The sequence below is a fragment of the Nocardia sp. PE-7 genome, assembly GCF_030486425.1.
Lineage (GTDB): Bacteria > Actinomycetota > Actinomycetes > Mycobacteriales > Mycobacteriaceae > Nocardia > Nocardia salmonicida_A.
Map to the genome: position 1 here is coordinate 5,812,898 of NZ_CP129614.1, position 24,465 is coordinate 5,837,362.

The following is a 24,465-nucleotide window of genomic DNA, read 5'->3' on the forward strand; positions in this document are numbered from 1 at the left end:
TATCTGAGCTGGACAAATGTCCACCACCACCGGATGGATGCCTGGCGCTATTGTTCGATTCACCTCCATGCCCTAAGCTCCCGCGCTCGTGTGGGTACGCGCGGCGCTGGAACCGCGAAAACAAGTCGTGCGTTGGGCCGGTGTCGTCATCGCGGCCGTGCTGGTCGGATATCTCGCTGTGCTGCTGGGAGATTCGCGGCACTTCTACACCGACGACACCGAGGCGCAATACGTGCCGATGTGGCAGTTGCTCGGTAACGAATTGCGGGCGGGCAGATTCCCGGCGATGGTGCCGTGGGAATGGATGGCGGGCAATTACAGCCTCGAAGAGGCCGGGCTCTACAACCCCGCGCAGTTGCTGGTTTACCTGCTGGCGCCCTCGTTCGACAATCTCGCGCTGTACGCGACCGCCGTGAAATTCGTGTTCTCGGCGATCGCCGCGCTCGGCGTCTTTCGCATCTGCCTGGCCTACGGCGCCCGCGCGCCGTGGGCCGCGGTCGCCGGCGTGGCGTTTCCGTTCAGCGGCTGGTTCCTGTTCTTCGACGAGGCCAGCTGGTTCACCTCGCAGACCGGCACCGCGTGGCTGGTGCACGCGTGGGCCTCCGCGGTGCTCTACGCCCGAGGGCGGACCGGACCGATTCCACTGTTCGTGTTCCTGTACCTCGCGCTGACCATCCAATACGCCTTTCCCGCAGTCGAATCCGGGTTGATGATCGCGACGGTCGCCGCGGGCGAGTACCTGCACCAGCGCCGGTGGGCGCCGGTGTTGCGCCTGCTCACGGCGTCCGGGCTCGCGGTGCTCGCGTCGATGATCGCGAATCTGCCGATCCTGCTGTCGTCGCAGGCCACCTGGCGCGGTGACGTCTCCACCATCCACAACGACCCGTTCCTGACCGTGCCGTGGTCGGAATCGCTCAATGCCAGCCTGCCGAGCACCGTGCCCGCGTTCACCGCGTGGTGGGGGCATGTGCAGCCGCTGCCGATGGTCTATATCGCGTGGTTCGTGATTCCCGCGCTCGCGTTCATCGACTGGAAAGCCGCCGCGCGCGCCGCCGCTTCCTGGAGCGGGATCGCGCTGTTCGCGGTGGCGACCCTGATGTGGACGGCCGGGCCTGGCGCGATCGGTCCCCTGCGGTGGCCGGCGCGAGTGTTGCCGATGCTCGCGATCGCACTGCTGGTGCTGGTGTGTGTGCTGATCAGTCGCTACGGGGATTTCGCGTCGTCACGGCGGCGGTACGCGGCGGCGGGCGCGCTGATCGCGTTGCTGTTCATTCGATCGTTCTCCGCCGCACCGAAACTCGTCGAACGGCATGCCCTCGCGGTGTTCGTGGTGCTCGGCCTCGGGGCCGCGGTGGTGTGGCTGGCCCGCACGCGCGGGATCGCCGCGGCGGCGGCGTTGACGATCGTCGCGACCTTCCCGATCGCCTTCGTCCAGGTGGCGTCGGCGCCGCGGACCCCGATGTCGTACGGCTTCGCCGAGCAGCGCTCGGACATGACCGCCGCGTTCCCCGATTTCGGCGGGCGCACACTGCAATTGGCGGACCGGATCCTGGTGCGCGACGAAGAGCGAACGCTCGCAGGCACTTACGGCTCCATCGCGCTGGGCAGCTACGCCAAGAACCTGGGGCTGCAGTACGTGAACGGGTACACGCCCGTGGGACACGCGGCCTTCGCAGGCTTGCTGTGCATGGCGTGGGACGGCGGCACCTGCCCCGACGCGTACAGGAGGGTCTTCACCGTCGAACCGTCGACCGACACACCGATCGTCGATTTGATGCGCCTGGATCGCATCGTCCTGCAGCGCAGTCAGTATCCGAACGCGGGCAACGACCCGGCCCCCGCGGGCTGGAAGTTCGTCCACTACCCCGGTCACGAACACCAGATCTGGGTACTGGAACGAGTGAACCCCCTGCCCTCCCCCGGCGACCTGATCGCCCATGAATCCGGCGTCCACGCCAGCGTCATGCCCGAAGCCGGTCTCACCAACCGCGCCACCGTCTCGTCCGGGACCGGCGGCCGAATCGTGTTGTCCCGCCTGGCCTGGCCCGGCTACACAGCCACGCTCGGCAACAGCGAAATCCCCATCCGAGCCGTCGCGGGAACCTTCGTCGCGGTGGACATTCCACCCGGCACCCGCAACGCGACGCTCACCGTCACCTGGCGCCCACCCGGCCTGTCCATCAGCCTCACCACCGCCCTACTGGCCCTGATCGGCATCGCGTTGCTGCAGTGGTTGTTCCGCCGCACCCGCCAGATCAACCCACCCGAAACCCCCGAACACCAACCCGAGACCAATCCCCCCGCCCCCCAACTGGTCACCGCACTCCCGACCACCCCAGCCGACCCCTGCCGTCCACAACCCACCCACCGCACTCCCGACCCCTAGGGAGGGACGGCCACGAAGTGGCCGGTCCGCGGCCGGGTCGCCGGTCAGGCGCCGTTGCGTAGGCGACGAAGGAGCAAGCAACGGCGCCTGACCGGCGGCCCCTCAGGGCCGCGGACACGCGCGCGCCAGCGCGCCAACAAACACAGCAAACCACCCGGGACTACTTCTCACCCGATAGCGGCCGCCAGATGCGGCCAAGCCTCATGCAAGTCAGCCTGGAACTGCCCCCACGTATGCGACCCACTCGGCCGATGCACATGCACAGCCGGAATCCCCAACTGCCCCAACCGCCCCGCGAAAGCAGCCGTGCACGCCCCCGCGAGAGCCTCGATCGGCGGCATCGGCAGACCCCGATCCTGCGCACCGGGAACCCCCGTCGCCGCGGACAGGAAAACAGCCTTCCCCGCGAGCCGCCCCGCATTGGCGAAGACGTCGTGCTCCTGCCACCCCGGCCCACCGGGCAGCCCCCACATGTTCCCCGGATTCCCACCGCCACGCACCGCCTGCGCGCTGGCCATCGCGATCCCCATCGGATCCGACGCCCACGGGCAACCACTCAGCGCCGCCACCGCGGAAAACCGTGAACCACTCTGGATCGCCAGATCCAGGGCCGAGGACGCGCTCATCGACACACCGGCGATGGCATTGCGCCCACTCGTCTCGAGCGCGCCGTCGATCACCCCGGGTAACTCCTGCGTCAGATAGGTCTCCCACCGCACCCGGCCCACGCCGGGGTCATCGGAGATCCAATCGGTGTACAGCGTGTACGCACCGCCGACCGGCATCACCACATTCACGAACTTGTCGGCGAAGAAGGTGCGTACGTCGGTGTTGTCCCACCACGAGATCCCGTCCGCCCCGCCACCGGCCCCGGTGAGCAGATACAACGTGGGCGCCCCGGCCCCCGCCGCCTTGATCACCTTGTTCTGGATGACCCGCCCCATCGCGGGCGAGTACACATCGATCTGCGCGGACCTGCCGCCCAGCGGCGCCTCGCCCGCCACGTAGGCCCCCGGATCGGCCGTTGCCTTCGCACCCCCGAGAGCGGCGACGATCGCGCACACCACAGCAAGCCAGGTTCTCGATGCAGTCACCTAACCGGTATACCCCGCCTTTCGGGCGCCACTCCGGGAACACACCGGCGCGCCGCAGGTCGGAATCAGGCAGTGACCAGGCTCACCATCGAGCGCGAGATTCGCTTCGATATCCCCGGGACCTGCGGCTTTCATTGCGTTCCCGCTGACGCGAATCCGAAAAACCAGGTGATTTGTGTCGTACCCGCCCGGAATACTGACCGGCGCCCGATGAGTTGGACCGACGGAATCCGTCTTCTCTCTTGTGGTGCCGGGACGTCGTCGACTCGGCATCGGGCCACAGCTCACACCCCGCCGAACCCATGTCCTCCGGAGGTCACCCCGATGCCAGCCGATCTATCCACGCCGACGACGAAGGGCAAGACACCGACCGTCATCCGCGTGCTGGTGCTCGCGACCTTCGTCGTCATCCTCAACGAAACCATCATGATCAACGCGATTCCGCGGTTGATGAGCGATCTTCATGTCACCGAGGTCGCCGCGCAGTGGGTCTCCACCGCGTTCATGCTCACGATGGCCGCGATCATTCCCACCACCGGCTGGTTCCTCCAGCGGGTCACGACCCGGCAGGCCTATGCGGCCGCGATGGGCGTGTTCATCGCGGGCACCGTGATCTCGGCGCTCGCGCCGACGTTCGCGGTGTTGCTGGTCGGCCGCGTCATCCAGGCGGGCGGCACCGCAGTGATGATGCCGCTGCTGATGACCACGCTGATGACCGTCGTGGCGGAGCAGGACCGTGGTCGCGTGATGGGCAACGTCACCCTGGCCATCTCGGTGGCGCCCGCGATGGGCCCGGTCATCTCCGGCCTGATCCTGCAGATCGACATCCCCGGCATCGATTCGTGGCGGCTGCTGTTCGTGGTGATGCTGCCGATCGCCGGTCTGGTCACCTGGCTGGGTCTGCGTCAGCTGGAGAACGTCGGCGAGCCGCAGCCCGGCACGCTCGACCTCCCCAGTGTGGCGCTGGCGGCTCTCGGCTTCGGTGGACTGGTGTTCGGGTTGAGCAAGTTCCACGGTGACAGCTACACCACCGCCGCGCTGATCACCGCCGGTGGCGTCGCGCTGATCGCGGCGTTCGCGCTGCGTCAGATCAGCCTGCAGCGCAACGGAACCCCGCTGCTGGATCTGCGCGTCCTGCTGCAGGGCACCTACACCAAGGCACTGGTCCTGATGTCGATCGCGTTCCTGGCGATGATGGGCTCGATGATCCTGTTGCCGCTGTATCTGCAGAACCTGCGCGGTCTGAGCCCGCTGGAGACCGGTCTGCTGGTGATGCCGGGTGGTCTGGCGATGGGTCTGCTCGGCCCGACCGTCGGCAAGCTGTTCGACAAGTTCGGTGGACGGCTGCTGGTGATCCCCGGCTCGATCGGTATCGCGGCCTCGCTGGCCGGCTTCACCCAGATCTCGATGGACATGCCGTACTGGCAGCTGCTGGGCCTGCACATCCTGCTGATGGTGTCGCTGGCGGCGGCGTTCACTCCGGTGTTCACCCTTGGCCTCGGCGCCCTGCCGATGCACCTGTACTCGCACGGCAGCTCGATGCTGGGCACCATCCAGCAGGTGGCGGCCGCCTTCGGTACCGCGCTGGTGGTCACCGTCATGTCGGCCCGCAGCACCTCGCTCATCGACGAGGGCACCCCGGTGGCCGACGCCACCCTCGACGGCATGCGCCTGGCCTTCCTGATCTCGGCCGCCCTGGCCCTGATCGTGATCGCCATGGCGGTCCTGCTGCCGAACCGCGCGGCGACCGACCCGCACGCCACACCCGTGCAGGACGAGGCGGACGAGCCGGAGCTGGTCAAGAACTGACCTCCCGGATCGAACGACGAACCCCCGGCTGCCTGCGCGGCCGGGGGTTCGTTTGTGTCGTCCTCGCTCAGTGCGTGGGTCGGGTTGTGGTCCGGCCGTCTCGCCAGAGGCCGAGATCGAAATACAGCGTGGTCATGGAATCCCACATGGTCGACCACTGCTGCTTCGGGCCCTTGCAGACCCAGACCGCGGTCATACGGTCGATACCGGGGATGCCCATGGGATCGTCGAGGTGGACTACGCGCTCCACCTCGGTGAAACGGGTGCGCAGTTCGTGTTCGGCGGTGTCGAGTCCGACGTAGACCACCGACGTCGCCGAGTCCGGTGGGGGGCCGAAGAAGCCGAAGCCACGGCTCGGGCTATACGTGGCGGGCAAGCCGTACTGCCTGCCGAACTGTTCGACGGCACCCGCTTGCGGATAGCCCTGCGCGACGATGACGGCGTCTGCCTTTTCCGCAGGCGTCAGCGTGCGATAGCCGTCGTTGACCGCGGAGACCATCAACGACCAATTGGTGTTTCCGAAGAATGCCGTCCGGAGTCCGAGGTCGATCGCATCCTCGGCCTGTGTGCGCCAACTGGGCGCGAGGGGTATCACCGTGAGTGTCACGATGGTCGTCAGCACCGAGATTCCGGCGATCGGAACCAGCGCCACATTCATCCACCGTTTCCGGTCGTATTGCCAGAGGCCGACGGCGCCGAAGGCGAACATGGCGGGAAACAGACCACCCGGGTAATAAGGCCGCCCATGCGTGATCATGACAAATGCGGTCATGATCACAAGTGCCACCGCGATGAATCGATACGGGCGCAGTGACTCCTGTTTGAAAGCCGCCCAGAGTCCGATACCGAGCAGCAATGTGCCCAGGATGCCGGCCAAGATCGGAAACTGCGGAAGAAATCCCACCGGGCCGTAACCGGTGGCGTCCTGCTCGGCTCCGATGACCGCGCCCATTGCCAGCTGCGGCCAATTGTGTTGTGACTGCCAGTAAAGAATCGGGATCAGGGACGAGGCGAGAATGCCGGTGGCCACCCACAGCGCGGGGCGGCGCAGGATGTCGCGGGGGCCGCACAGGATGACCGCCATGCCGAGGCACGCCCAGACGATGGGGATCATCCACTTCACCTGCATATCCAGGGCGGCAACAAGTCCGGCGACGACGATCAGCCAGTCCTGGCGGGTACGAACCCAGCGAATGAACAGCCAGGTGATCACGGCCGTGAAGGTGGCATCGAAGGAGAACGTGCTCAGCACGACCTGATTGGCCGCTAGTCCCGACAACGCGTACGCCGCCGCGGCGAGCATCTGAACGCGGTGGCTGCCCCGGAGTTCGTAGGCGATCAGTGCCGCCACGACTACCGCGCCCACGCACATCAGGACAGCCGGGAAGCGCAGGGCTATCACCGATCCCGGTGCGAGCTGGTCGGCGATCCACGCGAACATGGGCACCACCACGCCCTGATCGGCGTAGGTGTAGTCGAGTCGCCGTCCGGCGGAGAGAAAGTAGAGTTCGTCACCGAAGTAGTCGTAACGGCCCGCCGTTGCCGTCAGCGCTATCGCGGCGATCGAAGCGATCAGCGCGACGCCACGATAGGCGAACGACGGATGGGTATTCGGTATTTCTTCGGGCTCGGTACGAGCCTCGATGACCGCTGTCATGAACTGCCTCTGACGCTTTCCAACAGACGCGTTCGACGCCCCTCCCGATGGTGGCGTCACATCTGTTCGCTGGTGAAACGATTCCTCCCCGGCAGCGAACTTGGTGAGCGAGCGCTCGCGGTCCTGCGCGGATCATGTGATTTATCGGAACGTTACTGCCATTCAGCAGGGTCCGCAAATGCATCGACCTGCACGGTAACAGCCATTTTTGGTGTATCGGCTACCACGTGGTCAGCGTTACCGATGTGACCAGTATTACGGTTTATCCGATTTGTGAATAAGTTGAATTCACCGCTGTACAGCAAAATGAATCTTTCACAATGCAATTCGACAGCTACGCAACCGGAAATGAAGAAGACTATTACTCACCAGTAAATAATCATCAATGGATAGTGCCATAGAAATTAGGGGCATGCGATCCATCCGTGCCACGCCTAGAGTGCGCGCCGCAGCGAAGGAGCGGGCCGATGTCGGCCAGGAACAGAGAAAGGGCCCGGTCGGTGACCGGGCCCTTCTGGGGTGGAGCTAAGGGGAATCGAACCCCTGACCTTCTCGGAGCGCGCGGCATAGACAACCGTGGCCCACTCTGGGCAACCATCGTCTACCAAATCAGCATGCCTACCTGGGGAAATACGCTCCGATACGACAACTATCGACAACGCTGGACAACGCTCGACAACGGCGTGTCCAGCCAAATTAGTGGTGACATAGTGGGGTCCCCGCCCGCTGCCACCGCGTTGGAGAGCCACTCGCCCTGCGTCGAGATCGACGATCGCGCACCCCAGATCGAGGCCGCCTGAGAGTGTGCCAAGCCATACGAGCGATCGGCACGGCCCCGCCCGACCCGATCCACACGTGATGATCAACACACCACCTTCTGGCCGAGCCGTGTATCTCGCCGCAACGCCGCATCGCCGACAGCCACTAGCACCCAGCGATCGCGCGTCACACACCCGAGCATCGCACTCACGACCTTCTCGAAAGACGCCGTGCGGACAAGCAGAGAAGTCGAGCTGAGTTCCCGAATGGCTCACATGCAGGAGCCGTCTACACGGCATCAACGGCTCTCGACGATCGTCCTCTGTACGGGGAGCAGATCGAGGGACGAAAGCTCTTACTCCGGCGAGCGGGGCCAAGATCACGTGAGCCACGATCGCAGACCGATTGACGCTAATGCCGTGGCGCCGACCCCCACGATCCCCGCCAGGCCACGCCTGCGCGGCAGGCGCCTTCAGAGCACGCAACGTGAGGTGGCCGACGCCCGCCCGACGACATCGAGAGCTGGGACAACAGCCATTTCTCGCGCGATTGGATTCACCCGCCCCACCACAGCTGATCCTGTGCTCCCCCGATCAGGGTGCATACGCACGTTAACCCCCAAGATCGACACTGTGCGCACGCTCGTTCAGCCGTGCGCACAGTGCAACTGACCGTGTGCACCCGCACTCGACCGGTGCGCACGCCGAGAAGTCCGAGAAATTCTGCCGTGCGCACACCCTGCAACGCAATGTTCTCGGCGCTGCACCCAGCAGATACGTAATCTCGCACGACAGGGAGGCACGGGCGAAGCGATCCATCCGCGACCGTCCGGACCCGTTACCTTCGTGCTGGGTCGTCGTCAGTCCGAACAGGTACTCGGTCACCCCTTGGGGAGTGAGACCGAACTCCTTGGCAATGTCGCGCACCGTCATCCCTTGCCCATGCAGGCCGGCGAGCACTTTACCCAGCACCTGTGACGATTCGTGGACAAGCGCCGAGCCTGGGCGCGCGGAGCGGACTCCGCGCTTGCTCAATTCCACCAACGCTGCGCGATACGTCCAGTCAGCTATCAAACCCAGCGCATGCAGCCGGTTCGCCAGCGCTGTCGCGGACACGTTCCATCGAGCCTTGGCACGGATGACCTGCGCCACGCTAGGGTTTCGCAGTCCCACCGATAGAACATCATGGCGACTTGAGCAACGCGTTAGCGAACTGATCGCCGCAGCTTCTGCCTCGCACCCGTGCGGCACAGCATGAATGCCGTGAATACACAGGTGCCCGAGGTCGTGAGGTGCATCGAACCGTAGCCGCTCGGCGGTGGTGTCGAGGAAAACGAACGGAGTATTGCGGCGGTAGAAGCTGAAGGCATCGACGTCTCAGCGCCGCGGTCGGCCTCGCGGTGATCATGGCGCTGGCAATGGTGGCCCACGCGCGCTGGAAGGAGCCCGCCGCGATCGTGTTCAACCTTGCCCTGCTGGAAGCCGCGGTGTTCGTCGCTTGGGGACGTTTCGGCCCCTACGCCTCCTGACCACCCCGATTCCCGAAGGAGGACTCGTATGAATGTCACTGTTTTCGGGCCACCGGTTCGCTGATGGTGGAACGGCTGCTCGCGGCCGGGCAGACCGTGACCGCCTACGCCCACAACCCGCCAAGATCCCTTCTCGCTGGGGTGAGCAGGTGAAAGTCGTGGTCGGCGAGGTTTCCGATGCAGTGATCAGCGCGTTGGGCCCGAGCATGGACCGCAAAGCCAACCGGGACCCCGCTGATCGAGGGCACCAGCCACATCCTGGCGGCGATGAAGCGTCACGGTGTGGGCCGCTTCATCGGCCACGCCACTCCTGCGGTACTGGACCCGCGGGGGTCCCCGACCTTGATCACCGGGTTGATCGAGTTCATGCCGCGCACGTTCATGCCCCGCGCCTACGAGGAGATCACCGGCATGTCGAACAAGATCATGCCCTCGGGGCTGGATAGGACGATCGTGCGGTTCATCGCCCCCCAAGGACTGTGCACCGAAGGGCCATATCCGGTCAGGTTCTTCGGCACCGACAAGCTCGGCTTCGCGATCACCCGCGCCGGCATCGCCGCCTTCACCGCCGATCAGATCGGCGAGAGTCGCTACCTGCATCGCGCAGCCGCCATCAGCAACTGACCACCGTCGAAACCTGAACGGAGACCTGTGTCCATCGTCATCACCGTTACCTGCGGTCACCTCGGCCGAGCAGCCGTCGAAGCCGTCCTCGACCGCAGCACCGACCCCGCCGAGGTAATCGCCGGTGCCCGCGACCTGGCCAAGATCATTGACCACGCCGCCCGAGGGGTGCACACCGCGGTCATCGACTACGACGACCCCACCACCATTACGCCGGTGTATATGTTCGTGCTGATCTCGGGCACCGCCCTGGCCAACCGCGACCGCCAGCACACCGAGGAGATCGCTGCCGTCGCCAAAGCCGGTGCCGCGCGGATCATCTACACCAGCGGCCTCAAAGCCGACGACACCGCGCTGTCGACCGCGGCCATGCACCTGCCCACAGAAGACGCGTGCGTGCCAGCGGGGTGTCGTTCACGATCCTGCGCAGCGGCTGGTACAGCGAGAACTACGGCCGCGACATCATCCCCACCGTTCGCGAGACCGGTGCCGCTGTCGAGCACCGGCGACGGTGTGGTCGCTTCGGCGTCGCGCCGGAATCTGGCTGAAATCATCGCCGTTGTGGTCACCACCGAGGAGCATCAGGGCAAGACCTAAGAGCTGTCCGGCGACACCGGCTGGGCCTACGACGAACTCGAGCCTCCATGCCGCTATGCAACGTCGCTGTCCGAGTACGCCATTGGCATTGTCAATCCCAGTAGGTGGGCCGCAATCTCACCGCAACGTTCATAGGGTAGGAAGTGTCCGGAGTTCGGGAAGATGACCAGGCCGCTCCTTGGTACGCGACGGTGTATCGCACGAGCGTGATAAACGGGAGTCAACAGATCTCGCGAACCTGCGAATACGACGACACGGCAGTCGAATCGATCCAGTGCCGAGTACCGATCATGGGACAGGATCGAACGAGTCAGCTGTGCGACGCTGCGAGGATTGCTGCTCGCCAGCTGCCCTACCGCTCGGTTCAGGTCGTGGCGGAATGGTCGGTACCCGAACAAGACGGCGCGTGTCAGCTGTCGCACGATGAGCAGCGGCCGGGAAGGGATCACGAGAAGCGGTGCCACAGTCAACGCCAGCGATACCAACCATGACCAGAACCCGCGGCGCATCAGTCGTCCGAGGATATCTCCGGCTCCAGTCGCCACGAACGCGACGCCGACGACTCGCGCTTCGAGCACCATGCTGTCGCGTTCGGCCAACGCCATCAATGTCATTCCGCCCATGGAATGACCGCCGAGCACGATCGGGCCGACGGGTGCATATGCGGAGATGACTGCAGCGAGATCGTCGGCGAGAAGCTCCAGGCTCGCTGGAGCAGATTGCGACTGCCCGTGTCCTCGATGGTCGTAGGCGAGTACACGTACGGTGGGATCCGCCGTGACGACCAGTTGTGCGACGTCTTCCCAACTCCCATGAGAAAGAGCCAACCCGTGTGCCAGGATGATTGTCACTCTCGGGCTCGTCGATCCCCACTCGGCGATATGTAAAGCAGGCCCAGAGTCCCGCTCCAGCGTGTAGTTTCGGGGAGCAACAAAGATCGTAGATTTCGAGGTCATTATTTCAGTTCCCTGCTACTGACAGTGTCGCCGGCTACTTGATCGGAAGGGCCATGTCAACACCGCCGACATCCGTGATCTTCCAATCCGCGTTCTTGTCTAGCGTCACCGTGTAGGTGACGGTTGTTTGCGCACCCTCCGGGGTCTGCACACTGGTCGATGTCACACTCAAGAAGACGTTCACAACATAAACACCAGCGTCTTCCGATTTCACTTTCGCGGCGATGGGGGTCGCGTTCGAACTCCACTTAAGCGGAAGTACTATGTCTTTGAGTTGAGGGGCAGTGAGGTCGAACTTGTTCGTTAGGGCGGGGGAAGTATTCGATTTCAGATTACGTACCCATCCATCGAAGTTCTGATAATCAATATTGGACGCGCCAACAGCGTACTCGGAGGCTACTTCTTCAGCCCTTTCTTCCGCGGACGCAATGGAGTCAGTTTCTCGCAGCTCATTCCTCGTCGAGAGCCACAACAAAAAGCTAACAGACATCCCAACGACAAGTGTTACCACTATCACCCCGACAATGATCGAGCGCAAGTCCACCGACAGCGTTCTTCCCGGACCAAACCGGTTCCTGATCTCTACGACCGACTCTGGCGGCATATCCAACTTACTGGATACGCTCTCCGTTCGGCCGTCGATGTTGTCAGCGGTTTCTATGGGCATGAATATCTCCTCGGATAGCGTGTTTCAGTCCTATTTGATGCCGATACGCACATTTAATGCACTGTCTCCAGTCGCGCTGAGAGCACGTGATATCAAATCGCTTATGTCTATCTGTGGTATGGACATCGCCGCGCTGTCCGCCAGCGGCTGAACGGCTGGTGCCAATTCTTGCAAGTCGGGTCCAATGCGGCTGAGATATTCCGTGACCTCGCCGAGGAAAGGTACGACGCCGTTGCCTTGCAAGTAGTCGTCCGGCATGGTGCCGATACGGGCCAGCCGGGCGATGGAATCGGCGATGAGAGCACCCCACATTCCTGCCTCGTCCCACAAGGGACCAGCGGCTTCCATCCCGGGCCCGGCCCAAGCCATGTCCGCGCCCATCGTCTGTAGATCGACGAGGATGCTGCGGATGGCGGGCGACCTACTCAGAATCGTCTCCGACAACAGTGTCGTCGAGGCTGCCAGCCTCGGCATAACGGTGTCTGTTCCCGTCAGCGCTTGATCCAACGTCTTGACGATGTTGCTGATCGCCTGTGGATTCAGTTGTTCAAGCAGCCCCGTAACAGTCTGCGCCACGTCTGGAATCGAACGGGGCAGTACTACTTGTACCGCGTCGAGGCGCTGGCCATCGGTTAGGTAGGGACCGGCGCCGTTCTTGGGCACGAACTCGATATACGGCTCACCGAGACCTGATAGGTCTTCGACTGTCGCGGTCCCCGTTGCCGGAATTCGGTATCTCGACTCGAGGGCTAGTTGCATTTCGACACCACGTTCGACTTTCTCTATCGACGCGATCTCTCCCACCTTCACACCACGTAGAAGTATCGGTGAACCCACCAGCAGACTTCCCGCCTGGGGAACACGCAACGTCACGTTGATCGAGTCGCTGAAGACATCTATTCGCAATACACCGAATGCGAGATAACCGACGCCCAGAGTCAAAACCGACATGATCGCAACGAGGGATAGTGCCGAACTCAGTTTCATCGCACTGCTCCGATCATACGCAATGCCGATAAAATCCCAGCGATCCGGTCGGCTTCGGATCCGGGAGAGCCTTCGGCAGTCTCAAGGCCGATAACATTAACCTTCGGTCCGTGCTCCACGAATGGAATGACCTTTTCGCGCAACAACGCAATGATCTTGTTCAAGTTCGACGGGGCTGAGAGGTCCAACGGCCGGGACGTGAAAAGGAGTGGTATAAAGGCACGGGCAGCCGCGTCGCCTGACTGCGCCAGTGGACCGATCCATCGGAGGGAATCTGCCAGTAGCGTGAATCCATCGTACAGTGAGATCAAACCGATCATGGACGTCATCGACGCAGCCGCCTGATCCACTCCAGAATCTGTAAGCAGATACTCCAACTCGGGTGTTCGGCTCAGCACAGCATCGGTACTGGCCCGCAGTCCACCCAGCAAGGCGTCGACAGCATCCAGGTGCTGTGCCAAGTCTTCGATATCGGCACCCAGCACCTCCGAGATCGAGGCAGTCTCCCGTGTATCCGCCGGAAGCACCGAGTTCACGCGGTTGATGATCTCCTGAGCCTGCTGTATTCCACCCCCTTGGACAAAGGTCGCCAAGACGTTCATGGTGTCCTCAACCTGAAGCAACGGCTTAGTTTGTCCTCGATCGATTGTGGAGCCCGGCGCGATGAGGCCACCTCCGTCGGCCTCCGGCGTGATCAACGCTATGGAGACGTCACCCAATATGGTCGGCTGGCGGAGCTCAGCCGTAGTTCCAACAGGCAACCGCACCGATTCGATGATTTCCACGTCGACCACGACGTATCCGTCGTTATCTTTCCCGGCATCGATCACCGCAACATCGCGGACAATTCCGGCACGTAGACCGTCGACCGTCACTCGTGCTTGTGACGGCAGGTTTAGCGTATTGGCGAACTCGATTCGGATACCATAGCGGTCCCCCGATATCCCAGTCCCAGGGACAGGAATCGCAGCTGGATCGAATCCGCAGCCGGGGACAAGGCATACAAGTGCCACAGCGGCCGCGGTCACGAATTGCGTCAGGCAGGTCCGGGAAGGAATGGCCACCGCATGTACTCTCAGATTAATCATCGCGCACCTGCCACTCCGAGCACCAAGGGAATCAGAGACACATTCGTCAACCCGTCCTCGGCAGTATCGCAACGGCCCTGTGCGACAAGGCCGATCGCAGCACATATTCGGTCAGCATCAGCTTGGGGCATGGCCACCCTAGGTGCTGCATACGTCAGAACGGGTCGACCGCTGTGCGCGTCGGTTACGTCCACGAAGGCTTGCAGCAGCGGCGGCGCCATGTCGACAATGTCCCTCATTGTACCGATATTCGCGCTAGCGAGGCGAGCGAGGGGAACTGTCGCATCGAGACCTTGGAGGATTTGGTCACCGAACATGGTGGTGATTTCGTTCAGCCATGGCACGATAATTCGCAATGAGTCGATGATCGAGACTGTTCGCGCGAAGATTCCGTGGTCGATCACCGCCAGCCCCGGCGCCAAACGGGTGATCATGGATTCGATATCTCCCCATCCACGCGCGACACTATTCATCAAGATGTGCAGCGAATCTATGAGTGCCCCGAGGTGTCCGGCGGCAGCGCTGGAAGAGCCGAGCGCTCGATCGAGTGTGCGGATTATTTCGTTCATTCTCGGACCGGTGCCGGACAACGAGCTGTCGAGTGCGGCGATTTCCTCGGATAGCTGCCCTCGCTGTGCCGGATCACTCCCATTGTCGATTTCTGCTGCGAGGGCACCCAACGCATCGAGTGTCTGTGTCATGCTCTTCGGAGTCAATGTACGGGAAATGCACTTCCGGGGATCCCATTCAGCATCGGATTCGCTGTTGTCGAGAATAGCAAGGGAGCGATCAGCAACGATGGTGTCTGACAGGGTAGTGGCCGATACCTCACCACGCGGCGAATAGTTGGCGTCCACCTCGAAACCAACCTGCACCGCATCACCACGGGGTTCGATGTGCGTCACCGTGCCAACTCTGACGCCACGAATGGTGACGTGGTTTCCGGTGTACAGCCCAATTGCGTCCGGCATCGTTGCACAGTAGTGCCGCATCGTCTTGGGCGGATTGAGTACCGCGAAGTACCCAGCAACCAATATCGTGCACATAGCCCCGACGCCCAGGACGGATATGAGACCGCGGGAGGCCAGAATCCTATTCATCCTTAGCAGTCCTTTCCAGGGACGGGAATACAAACCGATTGCGCAACGACAACTGATGCAGACTGGTCAACAACGACGCCATCTTCTGAGGAAGCGATCGGCTGCAGTCTCGACATCAAGTCCCGAGTGCTTGTGATGATCTGCCCCATACCTTCGCCCAGACGGTTCAGTTCGGGTATGACCTCGGCCAGACTTCGGGCGATGGAATCCAGCCTTGACCGGTACACCGGCTCGAGTGCCGCGATCCGAGACAGAAGCTGTTCCATCAACCGGACTGCCTCGAAAATCTCAGCCCTTTTGCCGAGCCCCACCGTCTCCATAAGGTTGACACTTGCGATTAGTTCCCCGAGGATCGCCTTCGAGTTATTGATCGCACTGATGTACTCGTCGGCCATCGCAAGCGTTTCCGACACGTCCCGACTCTGACGGTCGAGAATTTCGACGAGCGATGTGAACGCATCGACTGCTCGCTGGATCCCTGCCGGCCCGGAGGCGATCGCGCGATTCATGTTAGTCAAGTTCTGCCGTAAGGTGTCGCCCTCGATATCCGCGATCGGCTGTGCTGCATCTTGAAAGGTCCGACCGAGGCTGTATGGGAGATGCACTCTGTCAGAAGGTATCGGGGCGCGAAGCGATGAAGTCCCTGCTGATGTCACGGCGAGATAGTGCCCACCGATCAGAGTCAACATTCGGACGTCGAGACTTGTCTGATCGCCTATGAAAATATCATCGTCAATCGTAAAGCTCACGCGGACGTCCTTCCGACGCAGCTCAATCGATTTCACGGCACCGACCGGAACACCGGCGATACGGACGTCATCGCCGACCTTTATGGACCCGAGTTCCGACATCTCGGCCCAGTACGTCGACTGGCCGAATGGCACCACGTACACCAAAACGCTCGCTAGCAACGCGACACCCATCAGGAACGCTCCGACGAAGCCCCATCGCAATTCCCGCAAATCACGTGATGAGGCGGCCGTTGGCGCCCAGCCAGCGAATCTCCCGGCTATCCTTACTAGTTTGGCTATCATCCTTTGCATATCGATATCCTTTGTCCCGTGATCATCACCTGGAAAGGATCCGGACTGTCTACGTTCCCGTTCGAACAGTTTCGGTTCACGACAGGACTATCGGACGGAATCCAACTATTCAGGGTCTGGAGCATCGCTGGCAGTTTTCGGAGTACTTCGACTGCCTGTTGAGGATCTGGAAATATCGCCCGCAGCAGCGTATCGGCGTCCGGATTGCTACCAGGAGTCAACCCAATCGCGTCGAGGAGGCTGTTCAGCGGCGCGATCACGTCTGGAGCCATAAGAGCGAATTCGACGATTCCATCCACCTTGCTACGTAGCGTTGAGACAACCACCGACAGCTCCGAAACAAGCTGCACCAGATGTGAGGATCGACCGCCGAGATGGTCAGATATCTTTTTCAGATTAGCCACCAATGCGGTAATCACTGCCTGTCGGTCCATCGTATAGCTGGACAACGTCTGGATAGAGTCGAGAACCGAACCGATACCCGAGCCGTCTCCTTCTATAGCGGCGATCATGTTAGTAGCGAACTTATTTACTGCTGCTGGCGACAACTCGCTCAGAACCGGTTTCAGCCCGTTGAATAGGGCTGTGATGTCGAATGACGGGATGGTTCTGGAAGCCCCGATCCTACTGCCTGCCGCCAACTCCGCCGTGACTGGCGATGATTGTTGAACATCGACGTAACGCTGGCCCACCAGACTCTGATATCGTATCGCCAGGACGGTGTTCTCGTATAAATTCCGATCGCGTTCGACCATGAACGTAACGATTGCGCGACCATCCTCAAGTGAGATCGAAAGCACTTTGCCTATGCGGACACCGTTCATCCGAACATCGTCTCCGGACTTGAGACCGTTCGCATCGACGAATTCCGATGAGAACTGCTTAGTCCCTCCTGAGACGGGGCGTTGCACAGTCTGCGCGATTGCTGCGAGCAGCACTGCGATCACGACTACAGAAACCGCGAGCTTCGCGACTACCACCAATAGGCTGCCATGCCTGTTCATCGACCACCTCCGGAATACGGTGACGGAACGAACGTTCCCGGCGAGGACGCCGCAATCGCGGGCACTAGATCGAGAATCAGTTTGATACTCAGTGCCGGGCCACTAGGTGTCGACGTGAACGACCGATCCAGACGCGACAGTATCTCGGAGAGTTGCATGCTCGAAACACCAGGCGTCGAAACCATTCGGCTGCCACTTGCAAGAACCGGCGTGAGCATTACCGCGTACTCTGACAGATGAGCCTGCGCCGTGAATAGCGTTCCTGCGAGGGCGGGGAAGAAGCGTTGGCCTACAACACTGACTGTGGCGTCGAATAGCTCGCGTTGGCTATTCAGAATCTCGATGGTGGTGAGCCGATATATCAGGCCTACCGTGCCGTCGATCATCGATGCGCTGCCGACAAGCATCGAGCCATACTGTTCCAGCAACTCCGATACCGGCACAGAGCGTGTCTCAGCAACGTTCCGGCCGGATACCACAATCGCCTCCATGAGTGGCGTGAATTGGCGGGCCGCTGTAGCAACCCGCACCAGCACGTCGGTGAGTTCCGGGGTAAGAAGGCTTCCCGTGGTCTCGGCGACTGTCCGAATCAGTACACCCATGGTCGCATCTCGCTGCCTGTCAGATCGAGGACCCGTCAGGTCGATAACAACGCCGTCTCGCAGGGGCGCGCCCCCAACGCCCGGTTTCAGCGCAACCTCGCTGATACCGAAAAGATTAGACGGCGAGTAGTCTACGAGAAGGCTGTCGGTGAGCCCGCTCGAGTTTGCTCGATCAAGCATCAAAGTCACCTGTTTCGCCCCATCACCTGAACCGATGGCAGTGACGGCACCGATGCCGACACCGTCGAACTGCACCGGCGTACCCACCCCGACGCCGTCTCCGATTTTCTCGGTGCGCAACACCACAAGCATTCGGTTGTCGCCGCGGGCCGCGTTGCCAACTGTCCAAGCGGCCGCTACTGACAGTGCCGTCAGCACGGCGACCATACCGACAATAATCGACGATCGCTTTGTTGCCGATACTCCCGGCATTTCATATCGAGACATCGGCGCTCACCCTGTGAATTCGATCGCGGAGTTGACACCCCACAAGAGCATGGTCAATACCATGTCCAGACTGATGATCGCCACAAAACTTGCCCGGACGGCGCGGCCGGACGCAATTCCGACGCCTTCCGGACCGCCTGTCGCGAAGAACCCTTGATAACTGTGAATCAAAATTACAGCCGTTCCGAATACAAGAACCTTGATCACCGCAGCAGTGATATCCCACCCGCTGATGAATTGATAGAAGTAGTGATCGTAGACACCTGCGGCCTGGCCGTGCAGCTGGACGATCACAGTCCGGCACGCCGCATAGCTGAGGATTAGAGCAATAAGAAAAGTCGGAACGATGGCGACCGCGCCGGCAATAATCCTGGTCGTTACCACGAAAGGTATCGATCGCAATCCAAGCGATTCGATGGCGTCGATCTCCTCTGAGATCCGCATCGATCCAATTTGCGCTGTTATACGACACCCAGCTTGTGCGGCGAATCCGACTCCTGCCGCGATCGGCGCCAGCTCTCGGGTGTTGGCGAAGGCTGAGACAATGCCTGACACTGGCCCCATACTGATGAGATCCAGAGTCGCGAATGACTCGACGCCGACCGAGCCGCCGATGACCAGTCCCAGCACCACCAGCATCGGGACCGTTCCACCGCCCACGATGATCGAGCCTTGCCCCCACGTCATATCCGTGATCGCGCGCATTGTCTCCGCTCGATATCGTTTGAGCGTGAACGGTATCGCCGACAATGCCTGCCAGATGAAATTGAGGACGAAACCTAGGAGCTCCACCGGAACGACACGGTGCCCGAGTGACGTCGCAGTTCGCCGGGCCTTCACTAGCCGCGGGGGGGTGTACTTCATCTCCGACATCTATGCCAGCCTTGTTGGAAGGAACATTGAGACCAACTGAGTGACCAATAGATTCACGACAGCGACAGAGACGACGGAGAGAACAACCGCCGCGTTCACGCCATCCGCTACTCCACGTGGACCACCTTTGGCCTCAAGACCCCGCTGGCACGCGATCATCACGACGATGAAGCCGAACAGGACAGACTTGACAATCGACACGCCGATATCCGCCATTACGGTGAAGGATCCGAAGGTTCCCCAATAGCTTCCGGGCGTCACCCCCTGAGGACCGACCGCGACTGCATATCCCGCCACGACCCCTACGAAGATGATCAAGACATTGAGCATCGGTGCAACGAGAATCATCGCCACCATCCGAGGAATTACGAGGCGATGCATAGGACTTATGCCCATTGTTCGCATGGCGTCGATCTCTTCACGGATGTTGCGGGCGCCCAAGTCGGCCGCGATCGCGGCCGCGCCAGCCGCGCCCAGCAACAATCCTGTCGCCATGGGGGCACCCTGTTTAATTACCCCCAAACCGCCAGCTGCACCGAGCAGTGAATCTGCGCCGATTTGATGGATCAGATTCCCGACCTGAACCGAGACGATAACCCCGAATGGCACGGCCATTAGGATTGCCGGAATTGCGGTAACAGTAATCAAGTACCAGGATTGATACAGCGCCTCACGCCATTGAAACTTAGATCCGGCAATGTCACTCGCGGCACCCAGCACGGCTGAATACGCCATCCGCGTAGTCCGACCAAACGTTCGGAGGCCAGAGACCACTGTTCCGGATAAATTCTCGCGAATTACTCGGGCCGACGCCGACAACTCACTACGCGCAGGCACCACGGCAGATTCCCATCTCGTCTCTCGCATCGTTGCCCGACGTCGCGGCGGGCGCAAAGAACGCATCGGTTCGGCTGATCTTGCACTCGACGTGCTCGGCTGGTGCTGGCCGGAAAGCTGTGCCTTGCTGAGTTGTGACCAAGTGCGCCATCACGACCACGACACCTCCATGTGTGCTACGGCAAGTACTAGATACTTGAGGTACGAGTATGCGTCCTGGGTCACACCCTGTCAATAGACCATCAGACTCCAACGGATGCGTGACAGCAATTGATCCGCAAACTCGCGATTCGATCCGACGATCGCCGCTTGGCGATGGATTTCGAGTCGCTCGCGACCTCCACCGGATGCAAGCTCGCCGACACGCCAGACCCATCAGCGCGGTCTGACCGACCGCGATATGCCCCTTCGTCGCCGCCCGACCGTCTCGAAGCCTTCCCGTAACTCCATTTTCGGGCCGTCTCCATGCATACACAACAGAATCTGCCGGGAGAGCGGTCCGGGGAAGACCTGGCCCATCACCACTCGCACAAGGTGACCGAGATAGTGGCAGCAACACCACAGTTAACTGCATGGCTGACGCGAGTGCTTCCGCCAGCCATGTTGGAATCTGGCTCGGCCGGTCTTCTAGGTCTGGTCTTACCCTGGTTTCACGGAGTCGTGGACCTCACGCCACGATGGTTGCGTTCTCGTACTCCATCGAGGTCAGCATTCCGATGCCGCTGTGACGCCGCTGACAGGGTTGCGGAAGAGCTCGAGGTATCGAACATCGCGTCTTGCTCCGCATACACACCCGTGGCGTCGGGCGCGGCGTCGAGCCTCCAGCCCGGTGAACCCACCGATAGCCGACATCAGGCGAAACTCCCGCGGCCGCGGCAGGGCCCGGTTCGTGGCTCCTCGATCCAGAAACTTTGAAGCGCTATCTCGTCCTCGGACACCTCGGCGCCGAACGGACCGCCGAAGTCGTCCGCGACAGCCTCATCGCCGCCGGCACCGAACTACCCGCGACCCTCCACCGCACCGCGACTCGGGACCAGGATGCCGAGATAGCCGAGCACCGATCCTTTCCCATGGCCACCGACATTCGCGTCTACTTCGCCGATCCCGGCGCAGCACGGCAGCGCGACAGCGCGACAGCGCGACAGCGCGACAGCGCGACAGCGCGACAGCAACGAAGACACTAATGGTACTCTGCGGCAGAACCTGCCGCGACGAATAGACTTACGCATCTACAATCCAAATGCGCACTGCGAGGTCGCTGAGGAGCTCACCGGCCGTCCACAAAAATTCTCGACTGCGACACACCAGCCCAACGTTTGGCTGCTTTGATCGAGCGCACCCGTCCAGAGCCAACCTCGATACCCATGCCGATGGTGAGCTCGGGGTGCATGCGGCGCACGCCGTAGCAGCCGCGCGAGGCCGCATGGATAGACCGGATCGTTTCGGCGAGCATCTCGTGGCGCAGTCGGCGTTGGCTGGGTAATCGGTTGCCGTGATGGCGGTAGCCGCGCTCGGACACGCCGAGCACACGGCAGGCGGTGCGGATGCTGATTCCTTGCCCGGTCAAGGTCGTGACAGCCGGGAACCGCCTTTTGAGCCGAGCGTGGTGTCGTCGAAAACCTTCGCGGCCAGCCGAGTCGCTCGCAGCTCCTCCTCGAGTTGCTTGATCCTGTTCAGCGCATCCCTCAGTTGCGCCGATTCGACCGTGGACGTCCCGTGGGCCTCACCGCGGGCCTGATGTTTCCACCGCTACAGCGTGGCCTCGGTGACTCCCAGATCATGGGCGACGTCGGCGACCCTGCTTCCTTCATCGACGACCAGAGCGACAGCGCTTTCACGGAACTGCGGTGAGTACATCATCGGCACGAGCGGAGATCCTTCCATCGAACGGTTGGAATCTCACAACTCAGCGGACAGAATTCCGAGACAGCCCAAAGCGGTACTCAACCCGGGGCGGTTCGCCGCCGGCCCTGCATCATTCTGTGACACAGTTGAGATTGGTCTATAAACTGTCCGAACTGGGCTTAAACGGGCAAGGCTAGTGCCAGCACAAGTAGCACGAACGGAGAGCACATTCAATGCTGCCCAGGCCGCGCGGTATCGCCAGTTGGCCATCGCTAGCGACCTGGAGTCCGCGCCTCTCCCGTTATCTCTGGCCGGTGTCATATGCGGCCGATGGGCCTCTCACCCTTCAGCCGCCTGGCCTTGCAAGTCGCGGTGTGCCTTCTTGCAATCAGAGAACAGCCCGTCAGCAGTCGATCCCTTGGCAATGGTGTCGCGCAAAGACGCCATGACCAGCACCCAACTCCCGGAGGCGATCGGGCCTATAGGGTGCGTCCGAGGAAGTCGGTGACAACCTGCGTGAATGCGTCATTGTCATCTCCTGCCACCATGTGGCCAGTTCCGGAGACATCGGTCGTCTCCGCGTGCGGCACAATTTCCAGGAATTCTGCAACGGTCTCATGCGATACCAGATCGGACAGGGCACCGCGCACGAGCAGAGTCGGCGCGACGACTCGACCCGCACCCGCGACGAGCAATTCTACAAGCGTCTCGAATTGCTCGGCACCGGCGGACGCGTCCTGTTGCAACGCCTGGAAACGACTGGTGATGAAGGCGGGATCCCATCGCCACACCCATCGACCGTCGGCTCGTTGCCGCAGTACCTTGTGAAGGCCTTCAAGCCGCACCGGTCGTTCGCGGTGCGGGTTGTATGCCGCGATGACGTCGGCAGCGTTTTCGAGGTTCGCGAATCCGTCAGGATGCGCAGACATAAACGAGACGATGCGTCGAGCGCCATCGAATTCCATCCGTGGGGTCACGTCGACCAGCACCACCGCTCCCCACAACTCGGGTGGCGCAAGCAGGTGCGCGGCAAGAACGGTCATCCCGCCCAACGATGCTCCGACGACCGCGGGCGCGTCCTCGGTGCAGAATCGTTCTCGCACCATGAGCAGGTCATCGACAAGGTGCTCGACGTCGTATCGTCCGTCGGGGGCCCAGTCACTGTCGCCGTGCCCACGTGCATCGTATGCAACTACTGTGTAGCCGCGATCGCGCAGGCGGAGCGCTGAGGTGGTCCAGGCGTGACGACTCTGCCCACCTCCATGCAACAGGATCACAACCTGATGGTTGGAACCATGGGGATAGTAGTCGGCTGCCAGCGTGATTCCGTCACGAGCCAGCACCTGCATCTCGATCATGCCCTCCGTCACGAGCTGCCGCCCCCGTCGCTGACGATCGTAACGGTCCCCTGAGCGGCACACACTGGCCTGCCGTCGTTGGTGATGTCGATGCGTGCGACGCCCGATCGCCTGGTCAGGGCAATGATATCTGCCGTGGCGATGCATACCCCAGCCGTGACCGGCCGCAGAAGATTGATCTTGAACTCGGTTGTCGCGACCCAGCAGCCGGTCGGGATCACCGGATAAAAGACAACACCCAGGCAATGGTCGACCATGGCTGACAGGCAGCCACCGTGCAATGTACGGAAGGGGGTAAGGAGCTCGTCTCGCACCTCCATCTCGGCGATCAACCGACCGGCGCTCAGTTCAGCATGACGAAATCCGAGATATGCCGAGATGCCGCCCACATCCGTTGCCGCGCCGAGCACCTGCCCAGCAACTTGGGGGTCGAACTGCGGGAATTCCATCGGAGCCTCCTCCGTCTCTGCGTTGACCTGCCCCAAGGTGACACTACTGCAGATTTGTGTCACCTGGATTGCGATCTGCACGCTCGTCATGACCGCGGTGCCGATCCAATTCGGTAGACCCTGGTACGACGATGGCAGGAAGGAGGCAGCGGCAAAGGTACGCGCGTAGGCCCTCAGGGCTGCGCCGTCTCGGGCCGCGCACGGTGAGCAGGCTGAGGATCGTCCGCAGGATCCACTCCGCGGCGTCGTCCACTGAGATCCCCGGCTGCAGGTCATCGCGGTGACGGGTGAATACCGGTCGCAGGAACTCGGTGACGAGTTCGAAGAGGGCGACCGATGTGGACTCTGTCAGACCGATTCCAGCGAGGCGATCATCGCTGACGAACAGAGCGGAAATCGACTTCTCTCGGCTGGCGGCGTGAACAGTGGTCTCTACGAAGACCAGCACGGCAGATGCGAGATCAGGCTGTCCGGCGAGTGGCCCGCCAATCCCGTCGAGGTAGCGGCCGGCCGTCCGCAGGACGACGCCCGAGACCACCGATTCACGGTTCGCGAAGTGCCGGTACACGGTGGCCCGAGAGACGCCGGCCTGCCGAGCGATGTCCTCCATCGTCGTCGCCGAGAATCCGACCTCTTCGAAGCAGAACTCTGCGGCATCAAGTAGGGCATCCCGGGTGCTACCCAGGGCCGAGAATCGCGCGCCGCGACGTGCAGATTTCGTCGTCACCACAACGAGTATGCCGCTACTTCGTCGA

Annotated in this window: 23 protein-coding genes and 1 pseudogene; 6 read left to right on the top strand and 18 right to left on the bottom strand. The window is 61.8% G+C overall.

From position 1 onward, the window contains the following. Nucleotides 1-127: 127 nt before the first annotated feature. Nucleotides 128-2,386 carry a glycosyltransferase family protein gene (locus QX204_RS27345; RefSeq protein WP_301903418.1) on the top strand — a complete coding sequence of 753 codons (2,259 nt, stop codon included), beginning with the start codon at nt 128-130 and terminating at the stop codon, nt 2,384-2,386. A 167-nt stretch (nt 2,387-2,553) separates the two neighbouring features. On the opposite strand, the gene QX204_RS27350 is transcribed toward QX204_RS27345, so the two are convergent. Continuing rightward, nucleotides 2,554-3,480 (bottom strand): alpha/beta hydrolase, encoded by a 927-nt coding sequence (locus QX204_RS27350; RefSeq protein WP_301903419.1) that lies wholly within the window; start codon nt 3,478-3,480, stop codon nt 2,554-2,556. Between the two features lie 324 nt (nt 3,481-3,804). On the opposite strand from QX204_RS27350, the gene QX204_RS27355 reads away from it, so the two are divergent. After that, entirely contained in the window at nt 3,805-5,289 is a 1,485-nt protein-coding gene (locus QX204_RS27355; RefSeq protein ID WP_301903420.1) for an MDR family MFS transporter, read from the top strand. A 67-nt stretch (nt 5,290-5,356) separates the two neighbouring features. Here QX204_RS27355 and QX204_RS27360 read toward each other — a convergent pair whose 3' ends face one another. Continuing rightward, nucleotides 5,357-6,946, bottom strand: a complete 1,590-nt coding sequence (locus QX204_RS27360) for an ArnT family glycosyltransferase (RefSeq protein ID WP_301903421.1) — start codon at nt 6,944-6,946, stop codon at nt 5,357-5,359. Nucleotides 6,947-8,316: 1,370 nt separating this feature from the next. Beyond that, entirely contained in the window at nt 8,317-8,856 is a 540-nt protein-coding gene (locus tag QX204_RS27365; protein ID WP_062984823.1) for a helix-turn-helix domain-containing protein, read from the bottom strand. Between the two features lie 236 nt (nt 8,857-9,092). Between QX204_RS27365 and QX204_RS27370 the strand changes: the two are divergent. The 3 genes and pseudogenes from QX204_RS27370 to QX204_RS27380 form a co-directional block, all read left to right on the top strand. Next, nucleotides 9,093-9,233, top strand: a pseudogene (locus tag QX204_RS27370) (DoxX family protein); the annotation flags it as partial. A gap of 237 nt (nt 9,234-9,470) precedes the next feature. Further along, nucleotides 9,471-9,857, top strand: coding sequence for an NAD(P)H-binding protein (locus QX204_RS27375; RefSeq protein WP_255284529.1), 387 nt, complete (start codon nt 9,471-9,473; stop codon nt 9,855-9,857). Nucleotides 9,858-9,884: 27 nt separating this feature from the next. Then, a complete protein-coding gene (locus QX204_RS27380; RefSeq protein ID WP_062984825.1) occupies nt 9,885-10,454 on the top strand; it encodes a Rossmann-fold NAD(P)-binding domain-containing protein in 570 nt (189 codons plus the stop codon). A gap of 53 nt (nt 10,455-10,507) precedes the next feature. Here the strand turns inward: QX204_RS27380 and QX204_RS27385 are convergent, their stop codons facing one another. The 10 genes from QX204_RS27385 to QX204_RS27430 all read right to left on the bottom strand — a co-directional run bounded on the left by QX204_RS27385 (nt 10,508) and on the right by QX204_RS27430 (nt 19,956). Next, nucleotides 10,508-11,305: an alpha/beta fold hydrolase gene (locus QX204_RS27385; protein ID WP_169812772.1), complete on the bottom strand. Its 798-nt coding sequence runs from the start codon at nt 11,303-11,305 to the stop codon at nt 10,508-10,510. 139 nt (nt 11,306-11,444) lie between these two features. Further along, nucleotides 11,445-12,077, bottom strand: a complete 633-nt coding sequence (locus QX204_RS27390) for a hypothetical protein (RefSeq protein WP_084503714.1) — start codon at nt 12,075-12,077, stop codon at nt 11,445-11,447. 30 nt (nt 12,078-12,107) lie between these two features. Then, complete coding sequence (locus tag QX204_RS27395; protein ID WP_063816134.1) at nt 12,108-13,064, bottom strand: MlaD family protein; 957 nt, start codon at nt 13,062-13,064, stop codon at nt 12,108-12,110. After that, nucleotides 13,061-14,128: an MlaD family protein gene (locus tag QX204_RS27400; RefSeq protein WP_245914573.1), complete on the bottom strand. Its 1,068-nt coding sequence runs from the start codon at nt 14,126-14,128 to the stop codon at nt 13,061-13,063. Before QX204_RS27400 ends, QX204_RS27395 begins: the two co-directional genes overlap by 4 nt. A 20-nt stretch (nt 14,129-14,148) precedes the next feature. Then, on the bottom strand, nt 14,149-15,123 hold the full coding sequence (locus QX204_RS27405) for an MlaD family protein (protein WP_169812773.1): 975 nt from the start codon (nt 15,121-15,123) through the stop codon (nt 14,149-14,151). Between the two features lie 131 nt (nt 15,124-15,254). After that, nucleotides 15,255-16,175 (bottom strand): MlaD family protein, encoded by a 921-nt coding sequence (locus QX204_RS27410; RefSeq protein ID WP_169812774.1) that lies wholly within the window; start codon nt 16,173-16,175, stop codon nt 15,255-15,257. Between the two features lie 107 nt (nt 16,176-16,282). Then, a complete protein-coding gene (locus tag QX204_RS27415; protein WP_062984839.1) occupies nt 16,283-17,299 on the bottom strand; it encodes an MCE family protein in 1,017 nt (338 codons plus the stop codon). Next, on the bottom strand, nt 17,296-18,288 hold the full coding sequence (locus QX204_RS27420) for an MlaD family protein (RefSeq protein ID WP_062984841.1): 993 nt from the start codon (nt 18,286-18,288) through the stop codon (nt 17,296-17,298). Before QX204_RS27420 ends, QX204_RS27415 begins: the two co-directional genes overlap by 4 nt. A gap of 66 nt (nt 18,289-18,354) precedes the next feature. Next, complete coding sequence (locus tag QX204_RS27425; protein ID WP_245915104.1) at nt 18,355-19,212, bottom strand: ABC transporter permease; 858 nt, start codon at nt 19,210-19,212, stop codon at nt 18,355-18,357. Nucleotides 19,213-19,221: 9 nt separating this feature from the next. Further along, a complete protein-coding gene (locus QX204_RS27430; protein WP_084503715.1) occupies nt 19,222-19,956 on the bottom strand; it encodes an ABC transporter permease in 735 nt (244 codons plus the stop codon). A gap of 1,013 nt (nt 19,957-20,969) precedes the next feature. On the opposite strand from QX204_RS27430, the gene QX204_RS27435 reads away from it, so the two are divergent. Continuing rightward, nucleotides 20,970-21,242 (top strand): hypothetical protein, encoded by a 273-nt coding sequence (locus QX204_RS27435; RefSeq protein WP_301903430.1) that lies wholly within the window; start codon nt 20,970-20,972, stop codon nt 21,240-21,242. 83 nt (nt 21,243-21,325) lie between these two features. Here QX204_RS27435 and QX204_RS27440 read toward each other — a convergent pair whose 3' ends face one another. The 5 genes from QX204_RS27440 to QX204_RS27460 all read right to left on the bottom strand — a co-directional run bounded on the left by QX204_RS27440 (nt 21,326) and on the right by QX204_RS27460 (nt 24,440). Further along, entirely contained in the window at nt 21,326-21,625 is a 300-nt protein-coding gene (locus QX204_RS27440) for an IS3 family transposase (RefSeq protein ID WP_063816137.1), read from the bottom strand. A 182-nt stretch (nt 21,626-21,807) separates the two neighbouring features. Further along, nucleotides 21,808-21,942 (bottom strand): transposase, encoded by a 135-nt coding sequence (locus QX204_RS27445; RefSeq protein WP_084503716.1) that lies wholly within the window; start codon nt 21,940-21,942, stop codon nt 21,808-21,810. A gap of 440 nt (nt 21,943-22,382) precedes the next feature. Continuing rightward, nucleotides 22,383-23,261, bottom strand: a complete 879-nt coding sequence (locus QX204_RS27450) for an alpha/beta fold hydrolase (RefSeq protein WP_062984981.1) — start codon at nt 23,259-23,261, stop codon at nt 22,383-22,385. An 8-nt stretch (nt 23,262-23,269) separates the two neighbouring features. Next, nucleotides 23,270-23,710 carry a PaaI family thioesterase gene (locus QX204_RS27455; RefSeq protein ID WP_062984982.1) on the bottom strand — a complete coding sequence of 147 codons (441 nt, stop codon included), beginning with the start codon at nt 23,708-23,710 and terminating at the stop codon, nt 23,270-23,272. A 43-nt stretch (nt 23,711-23,753) separates the two neighbouring features. After that, entirely contained in the window at nt 23,754-24,440 is a 687-nt protein-coding gene (locus QX204_RS27460; protein ID WP_101465753.1) for a TetR/AcrR family transcriptional regulator, read from the bottom strand. Between the last annotated feature and the right edge of the window lie 25 nt (nt 24,441-24,465).